24 protein-coding genes, 3 tRNA genes and 2 riboswitches are annotated in these 26,720 nt (G+C 45.8%); of the genes, 6 read left to right on the forward strand and 21 right to left on the reverse strand.

From position 1 onward, the window contains the following. Positions 1-138 precede the first annotated feature (138 nt). Positions 139-214, forward strand: a riboswitch (glycine riboswitch). Positions 215-219: 5 nt separating this feature from the next. Then, positions 220-313: riboswitch (glycine riboswitch) on the forward strand. Positions 314-462: 149 nt separating this feature from the next. Beyond that, on the forward strand, positions 463-1,845 hold the full coding sequence (locus DESDI_RS16900; protein ID WP_015263825.1) for an alanine/glycine:cation symporter family protein: 1,383 nt from the start codon (positions 463-465) through the stop codon (positions 1,843-1,845). Between the two features lie 108 nt (positions 1,846-1,953). On the opposite strand, the gene DESDI_RS16905 is transcribed toward DESDI_RS16900, so the two are convergent. After that, positions 1,954-2,328, reverse strand: coding sequence for a VOC family protein (locus DESDI_RS16905; RefSeq protein ID WP_015263826.1), 375 nt, complete (start codon positions 2,326-2,328; stop codon positions 1,954-1,956). A 119-nt stretch (positions 2,329-2,447) separates the two neighbouring features. Here DESDI_RS16905 and DESDI_RS16910 point away from each other — a divergent pair, with 119 nt between their 5' ends. After that, on the forward strand, positions 2,448-3,170 hold the full coding sequence (locus DESDI_RS16910; RefSeq protein ID WP_015263827.1) for an MBL fold metallo-hydrolase: 723 nt from the start codon (positions 2,448-2,450) through the stop codon (positions 3,168-3,170). Here the strand turns inward: DESDI_RS16910 and DESDI_RS16915 are convergent. Next, positions 3,167-3,712, reverse strand: coding sequence for a 2'-5' RNA ligase family protein (locus DESDI_RS16915; RefSeq protein WP_015263828.1), 546 nt, complete (start codon positions 3,710-3,712; stop codon positions 3,167-3,169). The two genes, DESDI_RS16910 and DESDI_RS16915, sit on opposite strands and share 4 nt — an antisense overlap. A gap of 196 nt (positions 3,713-3,908) precedes the next feature. Between DESDI_RS16915 and DESDI_RS16920 the strand changes: the two genes are divergently transcribed. Genes DESDI_RS16920 through DESDI_RS16930 form a run of 3 tightly spaced genes read left to right on the forward strand, consistent with a single transcriptional unit; the run spans position 3,909 to position 6,270 of the window. Further along, complete coding sequence (locus DESDI_RS16920) at positions 3,909-5,099, forward strand: coenzyme F420-0:L-glutamate ligase (protein ID WP_015263829.1); 1,191 nt, start codon at positions 3,909-3,911, stop codon at positions 5,097-5,099. Positions 5,100-5,119: 20 nt separating this feature from the next. Continuing rightward, on the forward strand, positions 5,120-5,875 hold the full coding sequence (locus DESDI_RS16925) for an alpha/beta fold hydrolase (RefSeq protein ID WP_015263830.1): 756 nt from the start codon (positions 5,120-5,122) through the stop codon (positions 5,873-5,875). Beyond that, the gene (locus DESDI_RS16930) at positions 5,872-6,270 is read left to right on the forward strand and encodes a 23S rRNA (pseudouridine(1915)-N(3))-methyltransferase RlmH (protein ID WP_015263831.1); all 399 of its coding nucleotides are present in this window, start codon (positions 5,872-5,874) and stop codon (positions 6,268-6,270) included. The genes DESDI_RS16925 and DESDI_RS16930 overlap by 4 nt, the downstream gene beginning before the upstream one ends. Before the next feature lie 34 nt (positions 6,271-6,304). Here the strand turns inward: DESDI_RS16930 and rlmH are convergent, their stop codons facing one another. From rlmH to DESDI_RS16975, 10 genes are all read right to left on the reverse strand, one after another. Beyond that, positions 6,305-6,772, reverse strand: coding sequence for a 23S rRNA (pseudouridine(1915)-N(3))-methyltransferase RlmH (gene rlmH, locus DESDI_RS16935; protein WP_015263832.1), 468 nt, complete (start codon positions 6,770-6,772; stop codon positions 6,305-6,307). Positions 6,773-6,837: 65 nt separating this feature from the next. Beyond that, entirely contained in the window at positions 6,838-7,992 is a 1,155-nt protein-coding gene (locus tag DESDI_RS16940; protein WP_015263833.1) for a S1C family serine protease, read from the reverse strand. A 20-nt stretch (positions 7,993-8,012) separates the two neighbouring features. Beyond that, the gene (locus DESDI_RS16945) at positions 8,013-8,822 is read right to left on the reverse strand and encodes an MBL fold metallo-hydrolase (RefSeq protein ID WP_015263834.1); all 810 of its coding nucleotides are present in this window, start codon (positions 8,820-8,822) and stop codon (positions 8,013-8,015) included. A 108-nt stretch (positions 8,823-8,930) separates the two neighbouring features. Then, on the reverse strand, positions 8,931-9,572 hold the full coding sequence (locus DESDI_RS16950; protein WP_015263835.1) for a tetratricopeptide repeat protein: 642 nt from the start codon (positions 9,570-9,572) through the stop codon (positions 8,931-8,933). A 96-nt stretch (positions 9,573-9,668) separates the two neighbouring features. Continuing rightward, positions 9,669-11,675: a molybdopterin-containing oxidoreductase family protein gene (locus tag DESDI_RS16955; protein ID WP_015263836.1), complete on the reverse strand. Its 2,007-nt coding sequence runs from the start codon at positions 11,673-11,675 to the stop codon at positions 9,669-9,671. A 37-nt stretch (positions 11,676-11,712) separates the two neighbouring features. Then, the gene (gene scfB / locus DESDI_RS16960; RefSeq protein ID WP_015263837.1) at positions 11,713-13,161 is read right to left on the reverse strand and encodes a thioether cross-link-forming SCIFF peptide maturase; all 1,449 of its coding nucleotides are present in this window, start codon (positions 13,159-13,161) and stop codon (positions 11,713-11,715) included. Between the two features lie 126 nt (positions 13,162-13,287). After that, complete coding sequence (gene scfA, locus DESDI_RS17725; RefSeq protein ID WP_014795945.1) at positions 13,288-13,428, reverse strand: six-cysteine ranthipeptide SCIFF; 141 nt, start codon at positions 13,426-13,428, stop codon at positions 13,288-13,290. A gap of 81 nt (positions 13,429-13,509) precedes the next feature. Beyond that, positions 13,510-14,055 (reverse strand): hypothetical protein, encoded by a 546-nt coding sequence (locus tag DESDI_RS16965; protein WP_015263838.1) that lies wholly within the window; start codon positions 14,053-14,055, stop codon positions 13,510-13,512. A gap of 258 nt (positions 14,056-14,313) precedes the next feature. Next, positions 14,314-14,389, reverse strand: a tRNA-Phe gene (locus tag DESDI_RS16970). An 8-nt stretch (positions 14,390-14,397) separates the two neighbouring features. After that, positions 14,398-14,473, reverse strand: a tRNA-Glu gene (locus DESDI_RS16975). Between the two features lie 218 nt (positions 14,474-14,691). Between DESDI_RS16975 and DESDI_RS16980 the strand changes: the two genes are divergently transcribed. Next, a complete protein-coding gene (locus tag DESDI_RS16980; protein ID WP_015261079.1) occupies positions 14,692-16,110 on the forward strand; it encodes an IS30 family transposase in 1,419 nt (472 codons plus the stop codon). Between the two features lie 290 nt (positions 16,111-16,400). On the opposite strand, the gene DESDI_RS16985 is transcribed toward DESDI_RS16980, so the two are convergent. The 9 genes from DESDI_RS16985 to lonC form a co-directional block, all read right to left on the reverse strand. After that, on the reverse strand, positions 16,401-17,102 hold the full coding sequence (locus DESDI_RS16985) for an ABC transporter ATP-binding protein (RefSeq protein ID WP_015263839.1): 702 nt from the start codon (positions 17,100-17,102) through the stop codon (positions 16,401-16,403). A gap of 5 nt (positions 17,103-17,107) precedes the next feature. Beyond that, complete coding sequence (locus tag DESDI_RS16990) at positions 17,108-17,929, reverse strand: ATP-binding cassette domain-containing protein (protein WP_172635947.1); 822 nt, start codon at positions 17,927-17,929, stop codon at positions 17,108-17,110. A gap of 16 nt (positions 17,930-17,945) precedes the next feature. Next, a complete protein-coding gene (locus DESDI_RS16995; RefSeq protein ID WP_015263841.1) occupies positions 17,946-19,016 on the reverse strand; it encodes a branched-chain amino acid ABC transporter permease in 1,071 nt (356 codons plus the stop codon). A 10-nt stretch (positions 19,017-19,026) separates the two neighbouring features. Then, a complete protein-coding gene (locus DESDI_RS17000) occupies positions 19,027-19,908 on the reverse strand; it encodes a branched-chain amino acid ABC transporter permease (protein WP_015263842.1) in 882 nt (293 codons plus the stop codon). A 119-nt stretch (positions 19,909-20,027) separates the two neighbouring features. Next, entirely contained in the window at positions 20,028-21,209 is a 1,182-nt protein-coding gene (locus DESDI_RS17005) for an ABC transporter substrate-binding protein (RefSeq protein ID WP_015263843.1), read from the reverse strand. 325 nt (positions 21,210-21,534) lie between these two features. Then, positions 21,535-21,610: transfer RNA gene (locus DESDI_RS17010), tRNA-Lys, on the reverse strand. A 144-nt stretch (positions 21,611-21,754) separates the two neighbouring features. Continuing rightward, a complete protein-coding gene (locus DESDI_RS17015) occupies positions 21,755-23,038 on the reverse strand; it encodes an adenylosuccinate synthase (protein WP_015263844.1) in 1,284 nt (427 codons plus the stop codon). A 305-nt stretch (positions 23,039-23,343) separates the two neighbouring features. Further along, a complete protein-coding gene (gene dnaB / locus DESDI_RS17020) occupies positions 23,344-24,678 on the reverse strand; it encodes a replicative DNA helicase (RefSeq protein WP_015263845.1) in 1,335 nt (444 codons plus the stop codon). Beyond that, positions 24,650-26,698, reverse strand: a complete 2,049-nt coding sequence (lonC, locus tag DESDI_RS17025) for a Lon family ATP-dependent protease (protein ID WP_015263846.1) — start codon at positions 26,696-26,698, stop codon at positions 24,650-24,652. Before lonC ends, dnaB begins: the two co-directional genes overlap by 29 nt. Positions 26,699-26,720: the final 22 nt, after the last annotated feature.

A 26,720-nucleotide genomic window follows, 5' to 3' on the forward strand; every position in this document is an offset into this window, starting at 1 on the left:
AAATTATTTTTTACTTACAGCTCTTCTTCTTAAAATATCTTGAATAAAATGGATAGTTTATTTATAATAATAAATATCTCCTTAAAGATGCTGAACAAATCAGAAAAGTCAGATAATCATTAACTTAATATTTGCTGGATGAGATTTACGGGAGAAGGGCTCACGCCCGCCGAAGAAGCAAAACTTTCAGGTGACAGGAACCTGTCGAAGACCGGAAATTGACAGCACTCTGGAGAGACTCAATTAAGGGCGCCGAAGGGGCAATACAATGATGTGTTGTAAATCTCTCAGGCAAAAGGACAGAGGTTAACTAGGGATTGCTATTAAGCATTCTCCTATTTTGCACCCATCATCCGCCTACTCAGAGTCAATCACTACGATTGGCTCTTTTTTATATAGAAAGCGCAACCCCGTTTGGTGGTTGCAGGGGCAGATACCTAGATTAAAGGAGGAGAAAAAACTATGGAGGCCTTGCATAACTTTATCATCTGGTTGAACGGCTACCTCTGGGGACCACCGATTCTTGTTTTGCTGTTTGGTACGCACTTATTCCTCACCTTCCGTACTCGTTTCATACAGAGGTATATTTTCAAAGGGATTAAACTTTCTCTCACGAAGGACCCAGATGCTGCTGGAGATGTCAGCCAATTCGGGGCCCTGACGACTGCTCTGGCGGCAACCATCGGTACCGGTAATATCGTCGGCGTAGCAACGGCAGTTGCCCTGGGTGGCCCCGGCGCTGTGCTTTGGTGCTGGCTGACTGGGGTATTCGGTATTGCCACCAAATATGGCGAGGCCTTACTTGCTGTAAAATATCGGGTCAAAACATCGGATGGCACTATGCTCGGCGGTCCTATGTATGCCCTAGAAAGAGGCCTGGGCATGAAATGGCTCGCGGTTCTGTTCAGCATCTTTACATCCATTGCTGCCTTTGGTATTGGTAATATGACTCAAGCTAATTCTATCTCCGGTATGCTGGATAACCAATTCCAGATCAATCCCATTATTACGGGCATTTTCTTAGCTTCCCTGACAGGAATTGTCATCATTGGCGGGGTAAAATCCATCGCTCGCGTCTGTGAAAAGTTCGTCCCCTTTATGGCGATTGCCTACGTCCTAGGTTGTATCATCATTCTGATTATGAATTCCCAATACGTATGGCCTGCCGTTACTTTGATTTGTGAATCCGCCTTTACTCCGACCGCTGCCGGCGGCGGCTTCGTCGGTGCCAGTGTCATCATGGCCGCTCGTTATGGTATCGCCCGCGGTCTTTTCTCTAATGAATCCGGTTTAGGTTCCGCTCCCATCGTGGCCGCAGCTGCTCAAACGAGAAACCCAGTTCGTCAAGCTCTCGTCTCGGCTACGGGAACCTTTTGGGATACCGTTGTCGTGTGCTTAATGACCGGTCTGGTTGTCGTCAGCAGTATCATCAAAAATCCAACCGCTGCAGAAGGGTTAAAGGGTGGCGATTTAACAACGATGGCCTTTAATGAGATTCCTGTCGTTGGTTCAATCGTTTTAACCTTTGGACTCTTAACCTTCGTATTTTCGACAATCCTCGGTTGGTCTTATTATGGTGAACGAGCCGTTGAATACCTCTTGGGCAAAAAGGGTATTCTTCCTTATCGCCTTCTCTGGGTACTAGCCGTCTTCCTGGGCTCGATTGTCACCCTCCAATTCGTCTGGGATCTTGCTGATGCCATGAACGCAATGATGGCCATTCCAAACCTTATAGCCCTCTTGCTTTTAAGCGGTGTGATTGTATCAGAGACGAAGAAGTATCTCTGGGAAGATTGTTTGGATGAAATCTCAAAGGAGCCTATCCCTGTCATCGAGAATAAATAATCACTGAAAATAGTTCTGATTCTAACAAAGAAGGGTCCTGATTTACCTAGTGTAAATCAGGACCCTTTCGCTTTTAATTCTCCATCGGTGAGGTCAGACAATTGCTCATTAGGTCTTGGAACCCGGCAAAATCTCTAGCCAATAATTGTCGGGATCGTTAATAAAATATATCCCCATCGCTTCATTTTCGTAACAGATGCAGCCCATCTTTTGATGATGCTCATGAGCAGCTTCGTAATCATCCACCATGAGGGCGAGATGAAATTCATTTTCACCAAGATTATAGGGTTCATTCCGGTCTCTTAGCCAAGTAAGTTCCAGGGTATGGGTACTTACTCCGTCACCTAAGTAGACGAGGATAAATTCACCGCTTTCCGGGGCAATTCTCCTTACTTCCTTGAATCCTAGGGCTTCTTGATAGAAAGCTAGGCTTTTCTCGAGATTCAGCACATTAAAATTATTGTGGGTAAATTTAAACTTCATAGCATAATCCCCCTTTTTTCATGTTGACTTATCTTCATATTGCACCCTCATCCATAGTGTAGTAATTTTTAAGAGAGAACACAAACATCTTTTTAATATCTAAGGAACGGAGGCGTCTCATGAAAACTCCTGTAAAAAGCTTTGGCTTAACCATTGAATATATCCGTCACAGTGGTTTCATAGTGGAGTCAGACCAGTCCCTTCTGGTCTTTGACTATTATGAAGGTCCCATCCAATTCCCAGCGACTAAAAAAATCTATGTCTTTACGTCCCATGTCCATCAGGACCATTTCAATCCGGAAATATTCCTATGGCAGAAAGAGCATCCCCATATCCACTATATTTTGAGCTCGGACATCAAGGGGAATCCTAATCTTCCCCCCTCTACCGAAAACATTACCTTCCTTTCACCCTATGATGAGACCCGTTTAGATGATCTTAGAATTAAGGCCTATGGCTCCACCGATGCAGGGATTTCTTTTCTCGTGGAACATGTTGACCCAGAGGGGTTCCGTATCTTTCATGCTGGGGACCTCAACTGGTGGCATTGGTGGGGAGAGCCTCCGGAAGCTATTGAAAACGCCGAGAGGATATTCAAAGAAGAAATCGCCAAAATAAAAGGTGAGTCCATTGATTTAGCCTTCTTCCCGGTCGACCCCAGATTAGAGCAGTATTACTCCATTGGTGCTGAGTATTTTATTCAGGAGCTTAAGCCTCACATTCTTGTCCCCATGCACTTTTGGGATCAGTATGAACCCCTTCAAATTTTCGCCCAAAAATTAGCCTCTTCACCCACCCATATCCTCACCATAACCCAACCTAATCAGATTTTTACAATTTAATTATCCATGTGTTGATGCAAAGAAAACTCACATAGGTAGTCGATGGGTTCTAAGGATACCATCCCAATCGCTTCGATGGTTATATCAATAGGCTGAAAAATCTTGAGAAGCTCTCTCAGAACCTCTGGAATCTCCCCTATTGGAGTCTCTAAGGAAAGAGTGCAATGGGGGTACCAGTCTTGGGGTTTATAATAATCCCAGCTATGCTCATCCCATGCCCCCAGCATTTTGTGTAAATCTCTGTGGATCTGGAAAAGCTTATCCGGTAAGTTAGGTGCCAAGAAGATCGCTCCCTTATTATGAGGAAACATCCCCACTTGCAGTAGCTTTAGCGAAAAAACTGGCACTGTCTCGGCAAGATGCATTAACTGCTCTCTCGCTTGGGCTAAATCCAGCTCATCAAATATGGCTAAGGTAATATGGGGTCTGCCATTTAGACAGGACATGCACTTGCCAATCCCTAAAAGGGACAAGGTTTCCCAGATATTGATAATGGACTTTTCCGCCTCTTCATTAAAATATAGATTTATTGCATAGCTCATTAAAGGCCTCCTTTATCTGGTCAATTAACTATGTTGAATATCCCCTATAAGTCGACTAGCTCAGTCTATCGATCTTTTTTAAGGAGATATTATTATTAATAACTTTACTTCTATCATTATAAAATAGTATAGTATAGAGTGGTTGTAATTTTGCAAAACTTAGGCGAGTAAATACTCTTATAGAGGAGAGATTATAGTGAAAAGAGTCGTTGGCACCGTAGTACGTGGACTTCGTGGACCGATAATTAATAATGGGGATAACATAGAGCAAATAGTCGTTGATACCGTTTTAAACGCTGCAAAGGTCGAAAGCTTTTCTATTGAGGATCGCGATATAGTATCGATCACTGAATCCATTGTAGCACGTGCCCAAGGCAATTACGCAACAATTAACGATATTGCTACGGACATCAAAGCCAAATTCGGCGATGAGACTGTCGGCATTATCTTTCCGATTCTCAGTCGCAATCGGTTTGCAGTCTGTTTACGGGGTATTGCTAAAGGTGTTAAGAATGTGGTCCTGATGTTGAACTATCCTTCCGATGAAGTAGGCAATCATCTTGTGAGCATTGATGAACTGGATGCCAAAGGTATCAATCCATGGACCGATGTCTTGACTGAGGATGAATTCCGCGAACATTTCGGGGATTGCAAGCATCCCTTCACTGGAGTTGACTATATCGACTACTACAAAAAACTAATCGAGGCTGAAGGTGTTACCTGCCAAGTCATTTTTTCTAACAATCCCAAAACTATTCTAGACTACACCAAGAACGTGTTGACTTGTGATATACACTCTCGTTTTCGAACCAAGCGCATCTTAAAGGGCAGTGGAGTGGATAAAATCTATGGCTTAGACGATGTACTGGCGAAATCCATCAATGGTAGCGGCTTTAACGATAACTATGGTCTACTCGGCTCAAATAAAGCCACTGAAGAAAGCGTGAAATTATTCCCCAACAACTGTCAACCCATCGTTGATGGCATTCAAGCTAAAATCAAGGAATTAACTGGCCAAACCGTTGAAGTTATGGTTTACGGCGATGGGGCCTTCAAAGATCCCGTCGGGAAGATTTGGGAATTGGCGGACCCAGTCGTATCACCGGCCTACACTGGCGGGCTCGAAGGTATTCCTAACGAAGTGAAACTGAAATATTTGGCAGATAACAATTTCTGTCACCTAAGCGGTGAAGAACAGCATCAAGCCATATCGAAATATATTGAGAATAAATGCGATGATCTGGTCGGTGCCATGGAAGCACAAGGGACTACCCCCCGCAAGCTTACGGATCTCATCGGTTCCCTCTCCGATTTGACCTCCGGCAGTGGCGATAAGGGAACCCCCATCGTCTATATTAAGGGGTATTTTGATAATTATACAAAGTAAACGGTATTTATTGTTTAAGGATGATTGAGATAATCAATTATTTAAGCGCAAACTGGCCTCTAAAGGAAGATTTACCGACTTTGGTTTTTTTGCACGGAGCGGGTTGTCAAGCAAAAGCTTGGCAGCCGCAGCTTTCAGGGCTAGCTACGGTGGCCAATACAATAGCTATCGATTTACCGGGGCATGGCGGCAGTGAAGGCCCTGCCCTAGATAGTATTCCTGCTTTAGCAGAAGCGGTGAGGGCTTTTCTGCAGGAAATTAAGGCCACAAGACCCATACTCTGCGGACTCAGCATGGGTAGCGCTATTGTCCTGCAATATTTACTGGATTATCCTGATTCAGCAGTGGCGGGAATTGCCATGGGGGCAGGTGCTCGCTTAAATGTGGCCCCGTTGATCTTTCAAACTATAGCTAAGGATTATGCTGGTTTTGTGGCTTTAATGGGACGGCTGGCCTTTTCCCCTTCAGCTAAACCTGAAGCTGTTCAGGAAATATCCCAGCTTATCATGTCCTGTCCGCCGGAGGTTACTGCGGCAGATTTTACAGCTTGCCACAGCTTTGACGTGCTCCAACGGGTGGAAAAAATAGAACATCCTTTATTAATTATCTCCGGTCAGGAGGATAAGATGACCCCTCCCAAATATGCGGAGTTTCTGGAAAAGCAGGTAAAGAGGGGGATTCTTTATCATCTTCTTGGAACCGGGCATATGATTCCAAACGAAAAGCCCTTGAAAGTGAATAAGCTCATCGGGGATTTCATTAAGGGATTTTTATGAACTTTAGAATCTATCTACCTAATAATAAAATCGAGAATTTCTATCGAGATGCTATCAAAGAATATGAAAAGCGCTTGGGCCGGTACTGTAAGATTCAGGTTGTGAGATATAAAAGTGATGAGCAACTGATTAAACTCATTCCTGACAAGGCACATCGACTCTTGATCTCAGTGAACGGCGAAAAAATAACCTCTGAAGGGCTCGCGAGCAAAATAAGTGAATGGGGACTATCCGGCATAGCTGATATCGCCATCATTATTGGCACTACCCTTCCGCATGATGAAGTGCTTGCCCTTAGCTCCGCGGAGATGGCCTTAGGACTCCAAGCAACCGTTCTCTATGAACAGATTTATCGATCCTACCGCATTATTAATAATCAGCCTTACCATAAATGAAAGAGGATGACTTTTCGAAGTCATCCTCTTTCATTTATGGTTTGTTTATTATAACCGCACGATAGATTTGTTCCAGCACCATCAGTCGCATTAGAGGATGGGGAAAGGTCAAGGGTGAAAAAGACCAGCGATAATCGGCTCTATGTCGTACTTCGCCTGAAACACCCAATGAACCGCCAATAATAAAGGTACTGCTATACTGCCCTTTTAAGACCAGCTGATCAAGATATTCAGATAGTCCCGTCGAAGAAAACCCTTTCCCTTGCAAATCGAGTAGAATGACATGCTCCTGAGGGCCAATCCCTTTCAGGATCCTTTCTCCCTCTTTGCTCTTTACCCGTTCTTCATCGGCAAAAGAGAGCCGCTCCGGACAGGGCTCATCGGCTATCTCGACAATCTCCAAATGAATCGAGGTGTTTAGGCGCTTGGTATATTCCTTAATACCATCAACAAGAAATTTTTCGCGGATTTTTCCTACGGCAATAACCTTGATCTGCAGCATTGATAGACTCCTCTAATAACAATCAGTTCAGTAATTACCGCCTATAGCCTTACTCCAACTATGGGTTATGGGTTAATCTCAACCAACTTCACTTGCACATCCGTGTTTTTACTATTACGGAAATATGTCACCGTGACCGTGTCTCCGGGTTTAAACTTAAACAACTCATGGGTTAATTCTAAGGAACTCTTCACGGTTATACCGTTGATCTTCACTAAGATATCTCCGGGCTGAATGCCGGCTTGACCCGCTGGTCCTCTGGCATCTATATCGGAGACATAGGCACCTGCCGGCCAACCTTTTTGAGCAGCCCATTCCGGACTATAGCGCGTGTCAATAGAGACCAAGAGACCGGGATGGCTAAAGTAGCCCTTCTCAATCAGTTGCTGGATGACGGGAATGGCATCCGTAATAGGAATCGCAAAGCCCATCCCTTCAAAGCCTATCTCAGCATTTTTAGCAGAGTTAATCCCAACGACTTGACCGTTATAATTGACCAAAGGTCCGCCACTGTTCCCCGGGTTGATCGCTGCATCGGTCTGAATTAGATTAAAGCTGGACTCTCCCTCGATCAAAAGAATCCGATTCTTGGCGGAAACCACACCCTGGGTGACAGAACGAGCAAATTCCTCTCCTCCAGGGTTGCCGATGGCCACTACAGGTTCTCCGACTTGAAGTTGATCGGAATTGCCGAGTTGTGTCGCTGTCAGTTTCTCAGGAGCAATCTTAATTACAGCTAAGTCAGTTCGTGGGTCTTGGCCGACCAAAGTGGCTTCCGCATTTCTTCCGTCCGCTAAGCTAACCATCAATCGTGAGGCATCTGCAATCACATGGTAGTTAGTGACAATATAGCCGTAATCGGCATCGATGATAAAACCTGATCCAGTCCCCGCTTCCGTCAAACCCGTACCACCGAAGATACTGCCCCGAGACTGAAAATTGGCTATGCCCACAACTGCAGGTCCCACCGTTTTGGCCACCTCCACCACCGGAAAGCCAGTCGGATTCGTAATGCTTACAGGCGGGGTGGATGAACCCTGGCCTAAAATAACCTCTTTGGGGACGGGTGCTTGATTTCCATAAAGAGAAGGGACTAAGGCTACGGAAATTAAGCCACCGATGATGGCACTAATCAACGCCAAAGCAATCGTTGAGAAAAACCGCGGCCTTTGTCTCTTATCTGGATAATTCTGATAGTCATTTTGGTCATAATAGCCCATGCAATTACCTCCTCACAGCTTTAGTATTCTTCTAAAACTATTAGTTCATGCGGTGTGTATCGGGGAGCTACCCTTAATCTCACGTCCGGGTTCTCTTTTGCTATTCGGGATTCCTTGAGGATGCGCAGAATGGTCGATAGGGCTAGTTCCGGTGTATTGTTTTCTTCGCTTAAATGCGATAAAACAATCCGCTTAGTATTCCCTTCGATCCATTGGAGAAGCCCTTCCGCCAGCTGACTATTCTCCAAGTGCCCAAAATTACCGCTGATTCGTTTTTTAAGATACCAAGGATAACTACCTTGCCAAAGCATTTCCTGATCATGATTAGCTTCAACAACTAGGGCATCGCAGCCTTTTAAGGCTCGGTGCATATCTTCCGTAATGATTCCTGTGTCCGTAGCAATTCCAATTGCTTGACGGCCACAAGTAGCCTGCTCCGCCTCGATGCGCACACCAAAGCTTTCCTTACTGTCATGAGAGGTCGGAAAGACTTGCACTTGCAGACCGGCACAAGTAAAGGAATCCTTGACAACCACTCGTTGTTCGTCCTTGAGCTTCCCAATCGTGGGGTTGAGCTCATCCCAGATCTTAGCTGAGGCATAGATGGGAATCTTAAGTTTCCGAGCGACTGCCCCAACTCCCTTTACATGATCCGAATGTTCATGGGTAATAAAGATTCCTTCAACCTCCATGGGGGATATATCCAGCATAGATAGATTATGTAGGGTTGCCTTTAGGCTGATACCGCAATCCACAAGAAGATTCCTCTTCTCTTGTCCAACCACAATCGCATTACCGGAGCTCCCACTTGCCAGGGTTGCTAGATGCACATCAATTCCCTCTTCCCTTTTACAAGTGTATTATACCAAATCCTTCTCTTAAACAAAACTAGGCTGATAACAGTGAAATCAACCTAGAGTACAAGAAAAAAACTGAGGCTATTTAGCCCCAGAGATCGATTCGGATTGATCTACGCTACCCGTTTTCTCAAAGTTCTCAATAATTTTATCCTGGGCCAGCTTAATACTGCTTTCGAGACGCTGTTTATTCTCTTCAGAAAGATTTTCAATAGTTAAGGCTTTTTCCCATTGGGCAATGGCTGCCCCGTAATCTTCCTTGGCATACATGAGGAAAATACCGTAATTATACAGACCATTAAGAAACTTAGGATCCATCTGCAATGCCTCTTGGAAAGTCTGTTCTGCTAGCTCATCTTGACCCCCATAAAAGGCTGCCGTAGCCATATCAACTAAGATATTCACATTCTTTTCCGATTTAATAACTTCTTGGTATTCCACTACTGCCTGTTGGAAAATAGCCCCCGCTTTCTCAGGAGTGTTTCCTCCTAAGGTCTGGAAAGCCCAATCATAGTAGCTATTAGCAAGAATTAAACGGGTTTGAGCATCCTGTGGATTAGCCTCTAACGCTTTGTTAAGACTATCAATTTGACTTTCATTGCTCCCGGCTACAGGGGCATTTCCTGTATCCCCAAAGAACATGACAAAGGAAGAACCCACCAAGCTTATTACTAATAATGCCACTATCACATAGACGGTAACCTTTTGAGATTTTTTACGCACCGACTCACATCTCCCTAATCCAAAGTAACTATTTAATTTTATCATCTCGTTGGAGGTTAGTCCACACGGGTTTTTTATTTGCAAAACGAATAGTCGTTAATCTACCAGCCATTTGCGAAGTTGACATCTTGCTTCATAGTAGGGTGTACTTTCACCAAAATCGGAAGGTTTCCCGATGAGAAGCTGATTGACCCCAAATCCGTCCACGGCACCCCCTTCAGGTATGACCACTGCTTGAGGGTGTACATCTTCCGATACAGAGACCCAGGCTAGAAGCTGTCCATGTTCAGTCTCGACTAAGGCCCGATCCCCAGTAGATAAATAATACTTCTCAGCTAGTTGAGGATGTATATAGAGATGGAAATCCTCAGTCTCCTGGAATTGGGAGTGTAGAGCATGATGAGGATGAGGAGTAATAAGATACCAGGGGTATTCCGATTGATTTTGGGTCTTGGAGAACTCCTGATGCCTTTGCAGATCTTCCTTAGAGTGGCTAAGCAAGGGATCTGCCACAGCATCCCCATACACAGCCAGCGCTATCTCTGAAGCTAGTTCGATCTTCCCACTAGGAGTCTTGAACTGTAAATCGCTCCAAGCCACCTCCGGAATATAGGGTGCTCGAATGGGTCCTTGCCTTAAGCTCTCCAAAGTGATGCCATACCTATTAAGGGGGGAGAGTACATAGTCCAGCCATTGCTCTGGGGTATAAGAAAAGTCGTCTCCTAAGCCTAGGCGTTGTGCCAACTCCGTAAAAACAAGGGCTTCCGATCTGGCTTCTCCCTGGGGCTCAACAATCTTCTGAGTAAGCTGAAGGATGGGACTCCAGGAGGTTGCAATTAAGTCCTCGTCTTCGAAGGCCGTGGTCACGGGAAGGACTAAATCCGACTGACGGGCAGTCTCGGTCAGGGTGGTATCGAAGGTCACTTTAAAGGGAATCTCCCGCCAGACTTCCCGCCAGAGCAAAGAATTCGGTTGCTGCACCAAGGGATTAGAACGAGTCACCACGGCAAGCTGGACAGGGGGATGCGCTTTTTCGATTTCTTCAGCGAAAAAGGAATGGGGGAAGGTCCGGGACTGATAACGGCTGGAATCTAACTTAACGTGATTTAGATACCCTCGATGATATAGATAGCCGTACTGGATACCCGCGCCGGGCTTGCCTATATTACCTGTAAGGGCTATCAGCGCGTCGATAGCGCGCAAGGTATTGCCCCCGCCGCTATAACGTTGCAACCCGTATCCAGACAAAATAGTCATCGGTCCCATGTGACTTATTTTGTAAGCTAATTCCTCTTGTTTCTCCACAGATACACCGGTCAGCTGGGCAACTCTTTCTGGCTCGTACTCCTTCGCCCGTAAGGCAAAGGCCTCTAGTCCATGGACAGACTGGCGAACGAATTCCCAATTTAGCCAGCCCTCCCGCAAGATAATGTGAGCGATACCCATGGCGAGGACCCCATCACTACCTGGGTTAACCTGAATGTAATCCTGGGCAAAATCCCCACTCTTCACTCGCACTGGATTGATCACGAGGATAGTGGCACCAGCCTTCTTGGCCTCGAGCAGAAAAGGAACCATATGCAAATTTGTAACTGCTGGATCCCTACCCCAAAGAATAATGAGCTTGGCCTGGGTCACTTGTGCCCAATCATTGGCATAAGCCCCACCAAAGTCAATCTCCTGTGCCCTTAATCCTGCTCCCCAGCACATACTTCCTCTCGGTTCCGTGACTCCTCCCAGAGCTTGAAAGAAACGCCTATCCAGCTCTCTTAAGGTCCCATTGTGGCCATAATCATAATGATGAAGGATCCCCCAAGATCCCACTTCCTTAAGAGTCTCCCTGATTTTATCAACTAAGAGGGTGTAGGCTTCATCCCAGGAGATCCGCCGAAATGTTCCTTGATCTTTAAGAAGAGGAAAACGAAGCCTTTCTGCCGAGAAGACCCATTGAGCTTGGGCCTGGGCTTTTGAGCAGATAAATCCTTTGGTAAGAGGATGTTCCTTATCCCCTTGAACCCGTAAGCCCTTATCCTCACTATACTCAACAATAAAGCCGCAGCTATCCGGACAGTTCAACGGGCATGCCGAGCGCAGAATGGCCATCTTTATCCCCTCCTAGCAGATAATACTCACTAGATAACTATTGTTGGGCAATCAGTGATGCCTCTTTAATCTTCATGTACAAAGCTACTTCAAGACGCTTCTTCTGTAATTCACAGCCTAATTCATAGATATCGTTAAGATGACCACTAAAGGCCTGATTAGCCGAGTGACAGCCGCCACTACAGGAAAAACGAGCCCAACACTGACGACAGCTGGATTTACTATAGACATGGGCCGAGCGAAACTTATCGACAATTCCTAGATTTAGACTGGGCTTTTCTTCATTCAAGGAGCCCATTTTGAATTCCTCTTGGCCTACGAATTGATGACAAGGATAGAGATCTCCTTCGGGTGAAATAGCCACGTACTCATGACCAGCTCCACAGCCGGATAACCGTTTGGGCAGACAAGGGCCTTTATCTAAAGCTACATTAAAGTGAAAAAAGCTAAAATCCTCACCTTTTTTCCGCCGCTCAAGCAACTCTTCCCCTAGCCGATCATAGGTCTTTAAAATCTCTGGTAAATCCCCTTCTTGAAAAGCATAAGGATCACTGGGCTGAGCGACCACAGGCTCTAAAGAAATCTGCTTCATACCCAAATCCAATAGATGGGTCACGTCTTCATCGAAGTCCAAATTATAATGGGTATAGGTTCCTCGTGCATAATAATATGTACCCACGGCATAGGGCGAGCTATCCGGTCGTTTCTTTGCGAACTGCTGTAGGCGTGGGGCTACCTGATCATAGCTACCTCGACCATTGGCATAAGGACGCATGCGATCATGGACCTCGGGCCGGCCGTCAATGCTCAGCACAACACTTATATCTTCTTCCTCAAGGAAGTTTTGGATATCCTCAGTTAATAGTACGGCATTGGTAGTTAGGGTAAACTTAATCGTCTTGCCTTTAGCTTGAGCCGCTTTCTTGCCATAATCAACAAGATCCTTCACCACTTGAAAATTCAGAAGAGGTTCCCCACCGAAAAAGTCTACCTCACAATGCTTGCGGTGAGCAGAGGCTTCTAAAACAAAATCGATTGCCTTCTTGCCGGTTTCCCAATCCATAAGCCCGCGCTGACCTCCGAAAGCTCCTGTACCCGCGAAGCAATAATTGCAGCGCAGATTACAGTCATGGGCTACATGAAGACAGATGGCTTTGACTATAGGCTTGGCTGGGTAGGAAGGACCTTTTTCTTCTGCTTCCTTAGAGAACAGAATACCTTCCTTTTGAAGTTGTTCCATTTCGCTGAGGATTTCCTTTACTTCCTCATGAGATAGGTTAAATTCAGTTGTCTGCAGTTGATTCATGACATCTTCATTATCTAAGGGCTTTCCTTTCTCTTGTAGCTTTTCCAAAACCTTCACAATGGCAAATGTCAAGTCATCTAATATATGCAAAGAGCCTGAATTAACATCATAAGCAATATTCAGGTCACCTTGTCGATAAGTGTGGACATTTCGTCTAATCTCGTATCCTTCAAGAAACATCGTGGTTATTCCCTTCTCTCTAGTAAATATAAACAGAACCCGCCTGAATCAGGTGGGTTCTTGATAACCTATGTTCAATCTTCACTTCATCTTGGCCTATGTCTTATTTCGCTCAGATTGACAAATTTACTTTACGCAAACTTGGTTGCCTACCGTACAGGATGTTTTGCAGGCAGATTGACAGGAAGTTTGGCATTCTCCGCAACCACCTGTCTTTAAGGTTTCGCTTAGATTCGCTTTCACAACTGTTTGAATATGTTTTGCCATCCTCGTAACCTCCTCTCAAACACATCAGAATTCGTCACTTATTATACCATGGGGACGAGTTGAAGTGCAAAATGTAATTAATCATTTGCTGCTTCCTTGTTTGGGCTGACTGAATAAATAGATCGCTTTTCCCTCTTTAGAGTATCCGGTAATATCCGCATCAACTGAGGGAACCTGATCCTTGCTAATCAAACTATACCAGAGGCGATAATCGCCTGATTGTACGATCTTTGCTTTAGTAACCTCACCCCAGGTGGTCTTTACTTCTATCTCACTAATTTTAGGTTCTTCGACAAAACCGTAATAGAGATAGTATTTTGTCGTTTTATCGCCTAAGCTTGCATAGCGCCATGATAATCCCTTCGGGTGGGTGACTAATGACCCTCCCTCAGTTCCCAGCCATTTCCAGCCAAAAGCATCTTTTTGAAACAGGCCTGAGCCGAGTTCGTCATTATTAATATAAAAGACAATATTCGCCTCATTTTGAACCTCTTGGGTATGGATTACCTCCCAATCACCTGGAACTACCTTTTTAGCCTCTTGAACAGCCTCTTCAAGGGAGCCACAACCACTCACTAACATGGTCGCTAAAATTATAGCGTAAACCAGTAGTTTTTTAAGTTTCACAGGGTTTCCTCCAGTAACAAAAAATATCTGAGTTCTGAGCAACGTGTAAATTTATCAGCTTTTATAGTTTAGCTTATTTTATGTCTATTGACAATAGTTTAATAATAGTACGACAGCAAAGCAACGTCCTATACAAATTCCAACAAAATTCTTTATTCTTTACTCTTTACCTTTGAGCTCGGGGTACCTAGAGAACTGAAGAGCTACACTGTCTAAGACAGTGTAGCTCAAAAGAAGAGTCTTCTTAAAATTCGGAAATGGTGCCTTAGGACGGAATCGAACCGCCGACACGAGGATTTTCAGTCCTCTGCTCTACCGACTGAGCTACCAAGGCAAATATATTGGTGACCCATACGGGATTCGAACCCGTGTTACCGCCGTGAAAGGGCGGTGTCTTAGGCCGCTTGACCAATGGGCCGTAGCGCAATAACTATAATACATGGACTAGCTTTACTTGTCAAATAGTTTTTCTATAAATCATTATACTCTTGCTGAAAACTTAATTTCCAAACTAAGTTCCACCCCTTCACTTGGGAAAGTGGAATTTAATTTGGAAAGATTAAAGGGTGGAATTCACTCAGACAAATAGGTTATATTGGGATAGCTGTGTCCCGGTAGAAAGAAAGAGGGACTGACATGGCTAACCAAAAACATTTAACCTTTGATGAACGGGTGACCATCTCTTCGCTTTTGGATAAAACCTACTCTTTTAAGGCAATCGCTAAAGAATTAGATAAGGATTGCACCACCATCTCCAAAGAGGTTCGCCGCCATATCATCTTCAAACGGATAGGCTGTCAAGGCAATGCTTACAATGCTTGCCGCCACCGCTATACTTGCGATCATAGGCTGCTCTGCACACCCTGTCATTATTCGCACCGGCCCAGCTTTTGCCGCCGCTGCAAATTATGCAATGCTATGTGCCCGTCTTTTGAGTGTCAACTCTGCCCACGACATGCCAAACCGCCTTATGTTTGCAACGGATGCGATAAGCTTAATAAGTGCACTTTGGAGAAACGCTTTTACCATGCTGCACCAGCCCATACCGAATATCAGGCAGTTCTTTCCGAAGCCAGACAGGGTATATCTCTCTCGGAAGATGAGGTAAAACACCTCGACTCCATCATTTCCCCTCTCATCAAAAAGGGGCAATCCCTGAATCATATCTGTGCCAACAATAAGGATTCCCTCATGGTTAGCAAAAGCACCCTCTATCGTCTAATTGACTTTAATATTTTCACCGCAAGAAACATCGATATGCCACGGAAAGTACGCTATGCTAAGCGCAAGATAAAAAGACAGCTCAAGGTCGACAAGGCTTGCCGAATCGGTAGAACCTACAATGACTTTCAGCATTTCCTCAACGAGAATCCCCACCTACCTCTTGTGGAAATGGACACCGTAGAAGGTCGTAAAGGGGGCAAGGTTCTTCTTACCCTTCATTTCGTGAAGGCAGAATTCATGCTTGCCTTTTTACGGCAAACCAACGATTCTCAATCCGTCATCACTATCCTGGAAGACCTTCAACTCAACCTTGGCCAAGACATCTTTATGAGGGTTATGCCGATTTTGCTGACGGACAATGGTTCTGAGTTCTCTAACCCAAATGCCTTGGAGTTTGACCAACAACAAAACCGCAGAACTCATCTGTTCTACTGCGATGCCTCTTCACCTGGGCAGAAAGGCTCTGCCGAGAGGAATCACGAGCTGATCCGCTATTTTATTCCTAAAGGCACCCGTATGGATGAGTTTACCCAGGTCGACATCAGCCGCATGATGGACAACATCAATTCCTACAGTCGACAAAGCTTGGGGAATAAATGCCCTTATGACATGTTGGCTTTCCTCTATGGGGAAGATCTTCTTAAGGCATTGGGGTGTCACAAAATTCCGCCCAATGAGGTCATCATGAATTCCTCTCTTTTTAAGGAGACTGCCGTCCATTGTCTAGGCAATCCATGGGGTTATACCGATGAGTCAGGACGGGAGACCAGTTATCTTGATGCCTATCGGGCTATTGAAGAACAACGCAAAGAAATGACAGAAAAAAATTAACCTCACCCGTTAATTTCTTCCTGTCATGACACTACCGGGAAGCAGCTTCATACCCCATTAAACCGGGTGGAATTTACTATGCGAAAAAGTCTACTAAATTCCACTCGCAGATACCTGCGCCCTTTTTCAGCTGCTTTTACACCGGATTTGGCCCTATTTTAATCCAAAACTGAAAAAAAGTCACCCTTTTCTTTTCTACAAACAAGAATGGGTGACTTTCAGTGGAATTTACCTCGATAAAGTGGAACTTACTTTGAAATTCAACCACTCTTGCTGAAATGGGAAGCTGCTCAGCCTCCCAGATAGGCCTTGCGGATCTCATCGCTCTCTGACAGTTCCTGTCCGGTGCCGGAAATTGAGATGGAGCCAGTCTCCAGCACATAGGCTCTATCAGCGATGGATAGGGCCATCTGGGCATTCTGCTCGACAAGAAGTACAGTGGTTCCAGCCTTGTTCATCTCCTGGATAATAGTGAAGATTTGCTCGACCAGTATAGGAGCAAGGCCCATGGAGGGCTCATCTAACATCAGAAGTTTGGGCTTGCTCATAAGCGCCCGGCCTATGGCCAGCATCTGCTGCTCGCCTCCGGAGAGTGTGCCCGCAATCTGTTTGCGGCGTTCCAAAAGCCGTGGGAAAAGAGCGTAGACCTTATCCATTTCGGCCTCAATACCGCCGGAAGGACAAGTGTAAGCACCCATATCCAGATTTTCCTGGACGGTCATCTGCAGAAAAATGCGCCGTCCCTCAGGGACATGAGCTAAACCGCGTTCCACGATCTTGTGGGGTGCCGTGGAAGTAATGTCCTCTCCTAAGAAGCTTATTCCGCCAGTCTTGGTGCGCAGCAAGCCGGAAATAGTTTTCAGGACAGTACTCTTTCCGGCTCCGTTGGCCCCGATTAGAGTCACTATCTCACCTTCGTTGACCTCCAGGGAGATACCCTTTATGGCGTGTATAGCACCATAAAAGACGTTTATGTCATTGACTTTCAACATAGTGGTCAGCCCTCCCTCTTCTTGCCTAAATAAGCTTCGATGACCTGAGGGTTGTTTCGGATCTCGCTGGGGGTTCCTTTGGCGATGATTTTACCAAAATTAAGCACACTTATTTTCTCGCAGATGCCCATGACCAGATTCATGTCGTGCTCTATAAGCATAATTGCGATCTGGAAGGTATCACGGATTTTTACGATATTATCCATTAATTCGGCTGTCTCGGAAGGGTTCATCCCGGCGGCAGGTTCATCCAGTAGCAGCAGCATGGGTTTCGTAGCTAAGGCACGGACTATCTCAAGTCTGCGTTGAGCGCCATAAGGTAGCGATCCAGCCCGTTTCCCCGCCAAGCTCTGCATATCGAAGATAGACAAAAGCTCCATGGCCTTCTCATGTGCCTGCTTCTCGCCTTTCCAGTAAGCGGGAAGGCGAAGAATGCCATTCCACATACCATAGTTGATATGATTATGCATGCCAAGTTTTACATTGTCCTCAACCGTTAAATTCGAAAAAAGGCGTATGTTTTGAAAGGTCCGGGCGATACCGGCTTTGTTAATTTGTACTGTGGTCATATTCTGCGTGTCATGGCCATCCAGCAAGATATTACCGTGGGTAGGCTGATAGACTTTGGTAAGCAGGTTAAACACAGTCGTCTTTCCTGCACCGTTGGGGCCAATGAGTCCGGCTATCTCCGTTCGGTTGATGGTCATGTTAAAGCCATTAACAGCCATAAGTCCACCAAAGTTTATCCCTAGGTTGCGGGCTTCCAGCACCGGCAGCATATCCACGTCACCCTCAGAAACAGGGTTGGTGGAGGGCACGGAAATCATCTTTGTCTCAGTACTATTAGCTTTGTCCATCTTCCGCACCTCTCTTTCCTTTTCTGGGAAGCAACCTTTCCTTTAAACCACGCAGATGGTTCTTAAATTCATCGCTGTTGGTGGCCAGCATGATAAGGATAAGAACGATTGCATATAAAAGCATGCGGTAGCTGTTGAACTGACGCAACATCTCAGGAAGTATGGTAAGTAGGGTGGCGGCGATAATCGAGCCCCGAATATTACCCAAACCTCCCAAGACCACGAAAACAAGAATCAGGATCGAGGTATTGAAGCCGAACTTAGAGGCAATGATGGTGGAATAATTCATGGCGAACAACGTACCTGCGGCACCGGCCAGGGCGGCGGAGGTGACAAAAGCCATAAGCTTATACTTAGTGATGTGAATACCCACACTCTCCGCTGCAATGCGGTTGTCTCGTAAGGCCATAATTGCCCGTCCCGAACGGCTGTCAATCAGATTAAGAACGATAAACAAAGTAATCAGGATGAGGACAACGCCCATGGTGAAAGTGGCAAGCTTGGGTATACCCGTGATTCCTAGGGGGCCGTCGATAATGACTCTGCCGCCTTCACCAAGGTTCAGAGCATTGGAGTCGGTAAGAAAGCTAAAGTGAAGCCCTTCTTTATCTTTCCCTACATAAAGGATGTTGATAATATTCTTTATAATTTCCCCGAAAGCCAGAGTGACGATGGCCAAATAGTCGCCTTTAAGACGTAGTACAGGTATCCCAATAAGAAAACCAGCTACTCCGGCGAAAAAAGCACCTATAATTAGAGCTACAATCAAGCGCAGGAGCGTGATGGGTATAATCTGCTCCAAGCTTATAGCAGCCACGACACCCGCAAAGGCACCGATGCTCATGAAACCCGCGTGGCCTAAAGACAACTCACCCAGTATGCCTACGGTCAGGTTGAGTGAAATCGCCAAGATTACATAGGCGCAGATTGGAACTAGCTGCCCTTTAAGGGATGAGGTGATATTGCCGCCGCTTATAAGCAATTGGACGATAATAAAAGACACGATAACTAAAGCGTACGTATAGAGGTTGTTACGTGTAGTTTTTTTCATTATCATAACATCTACCTCATACCTTCTCGTTGATCTGTTTGCCCAGAAGACCGGTGGGCTTGACCAACAAAGTAAGAATAAGGACGGAGAACACGATGGCATCGGACAGCTGCGTCGAGATATAACCCTTACCGAATATCTCTATGATGCCGAGCAGTATACCACCGATCATAGCGCCAGGTATGGAGCCGATTCCGCCAAGCACGGCGGCAGTAAAAGCCTTGATCCCAGGCATGGAGCCCGTGGTGGGCATCAAGGTAGGATAAGCGGAGCAAAGAAGAACACCGGCAATCGCCGCTAGAGCAGAGCCGATGGCAAAGGTGACGGAGATGGTGAAGTTAACGTTGATGCCCATCAGTTGAGCCGCTCCCTTGTCCTCAGAGCAGGCCCGCATAGCCTTACCCATTTTGGTCTTTCCAGTAAACCACGTCAGGGCGGCCATAATAATCAGGCAGGCGACTACAGTGACGATAGCGATGACGGAGATAGTTAGCCGACCATCGAAAAGCTTCAGGGAGGCATTTCCTACTACGGAAGTGAACACCTTAGGGTTAGACGACCAAAGTAGCAGAGCCGCATTCTGCAGAAAATAGCTGACACCAATAGCAGTGATAAGCACAGCCAAGGAGGTGGCTGCTCTCAGCGGCTTGTAGGCCAGGCGCTCTATGACCACCCCTAGGATAGTACATACCACCACGGCCAAGAGTACGCCGACGACCGGGGGCAGGTTCCACCGAGTGCTAGCGAAGAATGAAATATAGGCACCGACCATGATAACATCGCCATGGGCAAAGTTCAGCATTTTTGCAATGCCGTAGACCATTGTATAGCCCAGAGCAATGATGGCATAGACGCTACCAAGACTGAGTCCGCTGATCAGAAAGGAGAGAAAGGTCATAACTCACACACCTTCATTTAGTTTGAACATATTCGGAGAAGTGCACAGATAGGATAAAGGGCTGCCGAGTTTGTGCTCGGCAGCCCTCTCAACAAACCATTCGAAAGGGCATTATACTCTTAATCCATACCGACGTAAGTACCCTTTTCAATGACCATGCCCTTAGGGGTCTTGGAAACTTCACCGGTAGCAGCCCATGTCATTTTCTCACCGGTAAGTCCGTCAACAGAAATAGTAGGGAATACTTGGACCAGTTTCTCACAGATATCTGCGGCGCTCATGTCAGGGGTGATGCCGGCAGTCTCAATGGCTTTCTTGTAGGCATACACGACGTCATAACCGTCGGCTGCGAATTGGTTGGGAGTCTCTTTATAGAGTTCTTGGTATTTTTTAACGAAGTTGACAGTGCGCTCATCGGTAGCGTCAGCACTGAAGGGGGTCAACAGCATAACGCCCTCGGCCAAAGATGCGTCAAAGTTCTCCAGAGTCAGGATACCGTCCATACCGTCTACACCGAAGTATTTGGGGGAGTAGTCCATAGACTTAGCCTGCTGGAGTACCAGAGAGGCCGGGGTATAATACATAGGCAGGAAGATTAAGTCGGCACCATTTTTCTTGGCGTCAGCCAATTGAACGGAAAAGTCGGTCTGGCTGTCCTCGGTGAAGGTGGTTGTGGAGACGACCGCTAGGTTCAGTTCTTTGGCTTTGCTGACGAAAGTATTATAGATTCCCTTGGAATATACATCGTCATTCTTGTATATAATCGCAATTTTTGTGCCAAGCTTTTTGTCAACGATATACTGAGCGGAAGCTGAACCCTGGTTGGGGTCGGAGAAGCACATCTGATACACATTATCCTTACCCTCAATGACAGCGGGGGCGGAGGCGGAGGGAGTCAGGGCAAAGATCCGGTCGCTAAAGGTTTCAGCACTGGTGGCCACACCGGGGGTGCTGGTCACGGAGCCGAGGGACATCTGTATGCCCCAGTCCTTGAGCTTATTGTAAGCATTAACGGCCTTCTCGGCGTCATGCTCATCGTCTTCATATTTGAGTTCGAACTGAATGCCGCCCAGGGCATTAATCTCTTCCACAGCAATCTCGGCACCCTGCTTGGCAGCGTTGCCGTATATGGCTGCACCGCCGGTCAGAGGACCGGTGCCGCCAATCTTAAAGGCGGATGCGGCCGGTTCTTTGCCGCCTGCGTCGGGTTGCCCGGCAGGAGCTTTATCCGTGCCTCCGCAACCGGTCAGAAGACCAATGGTCAAGACGAGAGAGACTGCGATACTAAACATTCTTTTCATTATACATTCCCCTTATAACTTAATTTTATGATTATTTCGAGTCTGCGAATATGCCGGCAAAAAAACAGTGCATACTCTCTTGAGGCGATTTGCGACTACAGCAGTCAGCACTTCTAGACCCCCAAAATAACCAAGATTAAAATAATTTTAGCCTTCAGGGGTCTGGCTGTCAAGGTAAATATTATGTAACAGATAAATATTATTATGTAACAGATTGTGGTAGATAAATACTATGCATGGTGTCTATTAGAAATTCATGGTGTCTTATCCTATACAAACACAAAAAAACTTGCATTCCTAAGAACACAAGCGTTTTAATTAATAATGGTGAGCCATCCGCGACTCGAACGCGGGACACCCTGATTAAAAGTCAGGTGCTCTACCGACTGAGCTAATGGCTCAAAACTCACTAACGAATACGTATTTTACAGGAACATCGACAACTTGTCAATATTTTTGATAAAGAAAACCCCGAAAGAACTGTTTTCGCACTTGTTGCTACGTCGAGCTTTGTACGAAGTTACATTCTGAACATACAAAAGATCTTAGAAAATCTCTCCGCGAACGATCGTCTGCTCCCGACCAGGCCCCACAGCAATCAGGGTAACCTGGGTTTCCGTGAGAAGCTCAATGCGTTTCACGTAGTCTTGGGCCGCCCTAGGCAGATCAGCAAAGCGAGTCACGCCTGTAATATCCTCCCGCCAACCTTCAACTTCCTCATAAACGGGTTCACAGGCTTTGAATATTTTCTGACTTTGTGGGAATTCATAAATCACTTCGTTATTGACTCGATAGCCAACACATATCTTTATCCTCTCAAAACCAGATAAAACATCCAGCTTCATCAAAGCAAAATCGGAGATTCCGCTCACCCGAACAGAATAGCGAGCGATTACCGCATCAAACCAACCACAACGACGAGCTCGGCCTGTAGTGGTACCGAATTCATGGCCATTTTGACGCATGCGTTCCCCGGTTTCGTCCAAAAGCTCGGTAGGGAATGGTCCTTCACCGACTCTTGTAGTATAGGCTTTAATGACTCCCACTACACGATTAATGCGTGTCGGTCCCACTCCAGCACCGATACAGGCGCCCCCAGCAATAGGATGGGATGAAGTTACATAAGGATAGGTACCGTGATCCAAGTCCAGTAGGGTCCCTTGAGCTCCTTCAAATAAAACCTTTTCCCCGGCCTTTAAGGATTCATCAATAACTAAGGAGCTATCTGCGACTAAACCCCGAATCCTCTGAGCATAGCCAGAGTATTCAGTGTAAATAGCTTCATAATCTAGTGGCTCAACACCATATATCTTGGTTAAGATATTATTCTTTTCAATTAGGTTACGGCGAAGCTTTTGAGCAAATTCCTCTGCATCCATCAAATCCAAAATGCGAATTCCAATACGACTGGTTTTATCCATATAGGCAGGGCCGATTCCTCGCTTGGTAGTGCCAATTTTATGCTCCCCTCGAGAATCCTCTTCCAAGGCATCCAGCAAACGGTGATAGGGCATGATGATATGAGCGTTAGAACTGATCAGGAGTCTTCCTGTCTTCACCTGCCGCTCGGCAAGATAATCCAACTCATCCAACAATACCTTGGGGTCAACCACTACTCCATTACCGATTACGCAGGTCTTATCTTCATAGAGAATACCTGAAGGAATCAAGTGAAGTTTAAACTCCTCACCCTTAACCACCACAGTGTGACCAGCATTGTTTCCTCCTTGATAGCGAACGACTAAATCCGCCTTTTCGGCGAGAAAATCCGTCACCTTACCTTTTCCTTCATCGCCCCATTGGGTACCAATCAACACAACAGATGCCATTCCTAATTCCCCCGATCTTTCTTCGTGACCTGTAAAGCGAATTGCTTAAAAATCGCCCTTTTATTAGTGCTAATAATTGCGGTTTATCCGAATGTTCCCAGCAATATTCCAAATCTGTGTAATTTTCATTATTTTTGCCCTATCTCCAGAAAAACATTCGTAAATTCAATTTATCTTAGCAGTCAGTGAGTATTCTTGTCAACGCAAAATACGAACGTTGGGCACTTTTTTTTTAAAATCATTCGACTTAATCACTTTGTTCTTATGTGTGAAACCATAAAAAAAGACCTAAGGACGATTTGTCCTTAGGCAGAGATATGTTGACGATCTAGATTCACAAATTTCGTAAATTCCTTAAGATACCCTAATTCTACTGAGCCCACCGGGCCATTCCGGTGCTTGGCGATAATTATTTCCGCAATTCCCTTTTTATCTGATTCGGGATTATAGTACTCATCTCGGTAAATAAACGAAATGACATCGGCATCGGCCTCGATCGAACCAGACTCTAACAAGTCAGACATAATCGGGTGCTTATCCTGACGCTGTTCAACACCTCGATTAAGCTGGGAAAGAGCTATGACAGGAACCTTCAACTCCCGGGCAATCCCCTTTAAACCCCGCGAGATCTGGGCAACCTCTTGCTGACGGCTTTCTGCCCGTCTTCCCAAAGACATCAATTGTAGATAATCGATGACAATTAACCCTAAACCATTTTCCATCTTAAGGCGTCTTGCCTTTGAGCGTAGCTCCGCTAAAGTAATTCCTACTGTATCATCGATATAAATAGAAGCATCGGAGAGGGGGCCGACCGCTCGGGTGAGCTTAGGCCAGTCCGTATCTAATAGATCTCCCGTACGGACCCGCTGTTGGTCCACCATGGCTTCTGAACAGAGCATCCGCTGGACTAATTGTTCCTTTGACATTTCCAAGCTGAACAAAGCCACCGAGACATTCGCTCTTATCGCAGCGTTTTGAGCCATATTCAAAACAAATGCCGTTTTTCCCATAGAGGGACGAGCTGCAATGATAATCAGATCAGAAGGCTGCCAACCGGAGGTCATCCTATCCAATTCCGAAAAATAGGTAGGAACCCCAGTTAGGTTCCCCTTATTAGCATAAAGTGTTTCGATTTTTTCAAAAGTATGCAATAAAATATTGCGTATGGACTCAAAGCCATCTTTCACTTGCCTCTGAGAAAGATCCATGACCATCTTTTCCGCTTCTTCCAACAAAGCGGTGGCTTCTTCTCCCGGTTCGTAGCCTCTTTCAGAAATTTGGCCGGTAGCTCGAATGAGCTGGCGCAATAATGACTTCTCGGCCACGATGCGTGCATAATACTCACAATTCACTGCCGATGGAACCGAGCGAGCGATCTGCGATATGGTAGCGATACCGCCGATTTGCTCTAGCCGTCCGCTTTGACGGAGGCCCTCGGCGACTGACACCAAATCCACAGGGTCTCCCTGTTCAAAAAGATTCCGTATGGTTAGGAAAATCTGTCGATGGTTATCCCGATAAAAGTCCTCAGGCTGTAATACTTCAAATACGGAACTTCCCACTTCCGGTTCTAGCATTAAAGCACCTAAAACCGATTGTTCCGCCTCTAAATTATGGGGTGGAACTTTGGTCAGTTCCATGTTTCTCTCCTCCTAAATGCCGTTCAATTTTGTTCATGAATAACGCATGCTCCAATGCTTCCTGGATTGTCTCGATCGCAATCACTTCGATGCCTTGGAGATCGGATGGGACATCTGCATGGTTAGCTTTGGGTATGAGCACAGTTTTGACTCCGGCTTGCTTGGCACCAAATATTTTTTCTGCAATACCACCGACCGGACGTACTCTCCCTTGAATGGATATTTCTCCGGTCACAGCGACATCTTGGCGCAAAGGCGCACTTTTCAGAGCACTGTAGATAGCTAAGGTGGTAGCACAACCTGCGGAAGGCCCATCAATATTTCCACCGCCCACTACATTGACATGGACATCGTAATCCTTCAGATCTGCTCCGGTCAGGGTTCGCAGGACCGCTGTGGCATTAAATACGGCATCCCGCGCCATACTTCCTGCTGTTTCATTAAAGCGAATAGCTCCCTTTCCTTCTCTACCCGGAAAGACGATTGCCTCAATCTCCAGGACGGAACCCACGAAACCAAGGACACCGAGACCTAGAATTCTCCCTACCTCACCCTCCTCAATGGCTTTATGAGAAATATAGGGGGTAAGTCGCGCTGAACGCAACACCTCATAGACTTCCTCAGCCTTTACAATAACTTCTTCTTGATGAGGGCGACGATAGCGAGCAAGCCCATAAGTATCACTAAGGATTGTATTTGCTTTGCGACCTTCGAAAACGTAGTCGCTGATAATCTCTGGAACCTGTTCCTCTAAGGTTGCACCTAACTTCTGAGCGGCTTGGACAACAATGTGTCGAATATCCTTAGGCTCGAGAGGATTAAAATATATTTCAGCGCAGCGCGACCTTAAAGCCGGATTGATTTCGCGCGGATCTCGTGTGGTTGCTCCAATCAACACAAAGTCTGCAGGAGCTCCTTCTTCAAAGAGTTTCTTAATATAAAGTGGAACTTGTGGGTCATTGGGATCGTAATAGGCGGATTCGAAAAAAACACGCTTATCCTCTAATACTTTGAGAAGTTTATTCAAAAGTATAGAGTCCATCTCACCGATTTCGTCGATAAATAATATCCCCCCATGGGCATCACTGACTAACCCCATCTTCGGCTCGGGTATCCCCGTTTCTGCTAAATCTCGCTTAGCTCCCTGATAGATAGGGTCATGAACAGATCCCAATAAAGGGTTCGTAATATCCCGTGGATCCCAACGCAAGGTCGTCCCGTCTACTTCGATGAAAGGAGACTTTTCTGTAAAGGGTGTATGAGTAGTGTTCTTTACTGCTTCTAAAGCCACTCGGGCAGCAGAGGTCTTTCCCACTCCAGGGGGGCCATAAATTAGAAGATGTTGTGGGTAGGGTGTAGCCAACTTAGCTAAAAGAAACTGCATGGGAATCTGTTGACCGATTATTTCCTCCACTGTTAGGGGGCGTAAAACCTCCGAGACAGAGTTAGCCAGCTTTACTTGATTCATCTTCTCAATATGGGCTAACTTTTTTAATGTTTGGGCATTATCCGGACCGGAATTCTCTTTAACAAGTTGACTTTTTATTTCTTTGACATAGTCTTCATGTCGCTCCTGCATTTTATCGGCTACAGCTTTGTCCAAGCGCTCTTCCATAGCGCGCCGAGCAATCAGCTCTGCTAGATGATCTTCTATCTCCAAAAGAATTTGTGAAATCCCTTCTCGATTGGGCAGTGCTCGATCGGTCGGGTCATCTAAAACAAGCTTGAGCAGTCCAGCTGTTCGCTCTTGAATGTCTTCAGATTGAATAAGATGAATAGCCCCAAGACGAGTAGCCTTCAGGACCAATTTGTCACTTCCATAAAAATTGGCAAGAAGAGTATAGAGGGCATCCACTTCATGATGCCATTTTTCATTTAATTCCCGTAACGCCTCTTTTTCTTCTAGAGAATCTCCGTTATCTGGTGCTTCGGCTTGGATTAGCTCGTCGCTTTCCTCAGTCCGTGAGTCTTTCGATTCATTCTTAACTTGAGTAAACCACTTTGTATATAACCCTTTCATAAGGGACCCCTTTCACGATTGC

It is taken from the genome of Desulfitobacterium dichloroeliminans LMG P-21439, assembly GCF_000243135.2.
In the GTDB taxonomy this organism is placed as follows: domain Bacteria; phylum Bacillota; class Desulfitobacteriia; order Desulfitobacteriales; family Desulfitobacteriaceae; genus Desulfitobacterium; species Desulfitobacterium dichloroeliminans.

Excerpts from the sequence above, each read along its gene's own strand:
- scfB (WP_015263837.1), bottom strand. The coding sequence starts at position 13,161 with ATGTTTCTTGAAGGATACGAGATTAGACGAAATGTCCACACTTATCGA.
- scfA (WP_014795945.1), bottom strand. The coding sequence starts at position 13,428 with ATGGCAAAACATATTCAAACAGTTGTGAAAGCGAATCTAAGCGAAACC.
- DESDI_RS16910 (WP_015263827.1), top strand. The coding sequence starts at position 2,448 with ATGAAAACTCCTGTAAAAAGCTTTGGCTTAACCATTGAATATATCCGT.
- DESDI_RS17015 (WP_015263844.1), bottom strand. The coding sequence starts at position 23,038 with ATGGCATCTGTTGTGTTGATTGGTACCCAATGGGGCGATGAAGGAAAA.
- DESDI_RS16905 (WP_015263826.1), bottom strand. The coding sequence starts at position 2,328 with ATGAAGTTTAAATTTACCCACAATAATTTTAATGTGCTGAATCTCGAG.
- DESDI_RS17000 (WP_015263842.1), bottom strand. The coding sequence starts at position 19,908 with ATGACCTTTCTCTCCTTTCTGATCAGCGGACTCAGTCTTGGTAGCGTC.
- DESDI_RS16955 (WP_015263836.1), bottom strand. The coding sequence starts at position 11,675 with ATGGCCATTCTGCGCTCGGCATGCCCGTTGAACTGTCCGGATAGCTGC.
- lonC (WP_015263846.1), bottom strand. The coding sequence starts at position 26,698 with ATGAAAGGGTTATATACAAAGTGGTTTACTCAAGTTAAGAATGAATCG.
- DESDI_RS16995 (WP_015263841.1), bottom strand. The coding sequence starts at position 19,016 with ATGATAATGAAAAAAACTACACGTAACAACCTCTATACGTACGCTTTA.
- DESDI_RS16980 (WP_015261079.1), top strand. The coding sequence starts at position 14,692 with ATGGCTAACCAAAAACATTTAACCTTTGATGAACGGGTGACCATCTCT.
- DESDI_RS16985 (WP_015263839.1), bottom strand. The coding sequence starts at position 17,102 with ATGTTGAAAGTCAATGACATAAACGTCTTTTATGGTGCTATACACGCC.
- DESDI_RS16990 (WP_172635947.1), bottom strand. The coding sequence starts at position 17,929 with ATGATTTCCGTGCCCTCCACCAACCCTGTTTCTGAGGGTGACGTGGAT.
- DESDI_RS17005 (WP_015263843.1), bottom strand. The coding sequence starts at position 21,209 with ATGAAAAGAATGTTTAGTATCGCAGTCTCTCTCGTCTTGACCATTGGT.
- DESDI_RS16940 (WP_015263833.1), bottom strand. The coding sequence starts at position 7,992 with ATGGGCTATTATGACCAAAATGACTATCAGAATTATCCAGATAAGAGA.
- dnaB (WP_015263845.1), bottom strand. The coding sequence starts at position 24,678 with ATGGAACTGACCAAAGTTCCACCCCATAATTTAGAGGCGGAACAATCG.
- rlmH (WP_015263832.1), bottom strand. The coding sequence starts at position 6,772 with ATGCTGCAGATCAAGGTTATTGCCGTAGGAAAAATCCGCGAAAAATTT.
- DESDI_RS16900 (WP_015263825.1), top strand. The coding sequence starts at position 463 with ATGGAGGCCTTGCATAACTTTATCATCTGGTTGAACGGCTACCTCTGG.
- DESDI_RS16915 (WP_015263828.1), bottom strand. The coding sequence starts at position 3,712 with ATGAGCTATGCAATAAATCTATATTTTAATGAAGAGGCGGAAAAGTCC.
- DESDI_RS16930 (WP_015263831.1), top strand. The coding sequence starts at position 5,872 with ATGAACTTTAGAATCTATCTACCTAATAATAAAATCGAGAATTTCTAT.
- DESDI_RS16925 (WP_015263830.1), top strand. The coding sequence starts at position 5,120 with ATGATTGAGATAATCAATTATTTAAGCGCAAACTGGCCTCTAAAGGAA.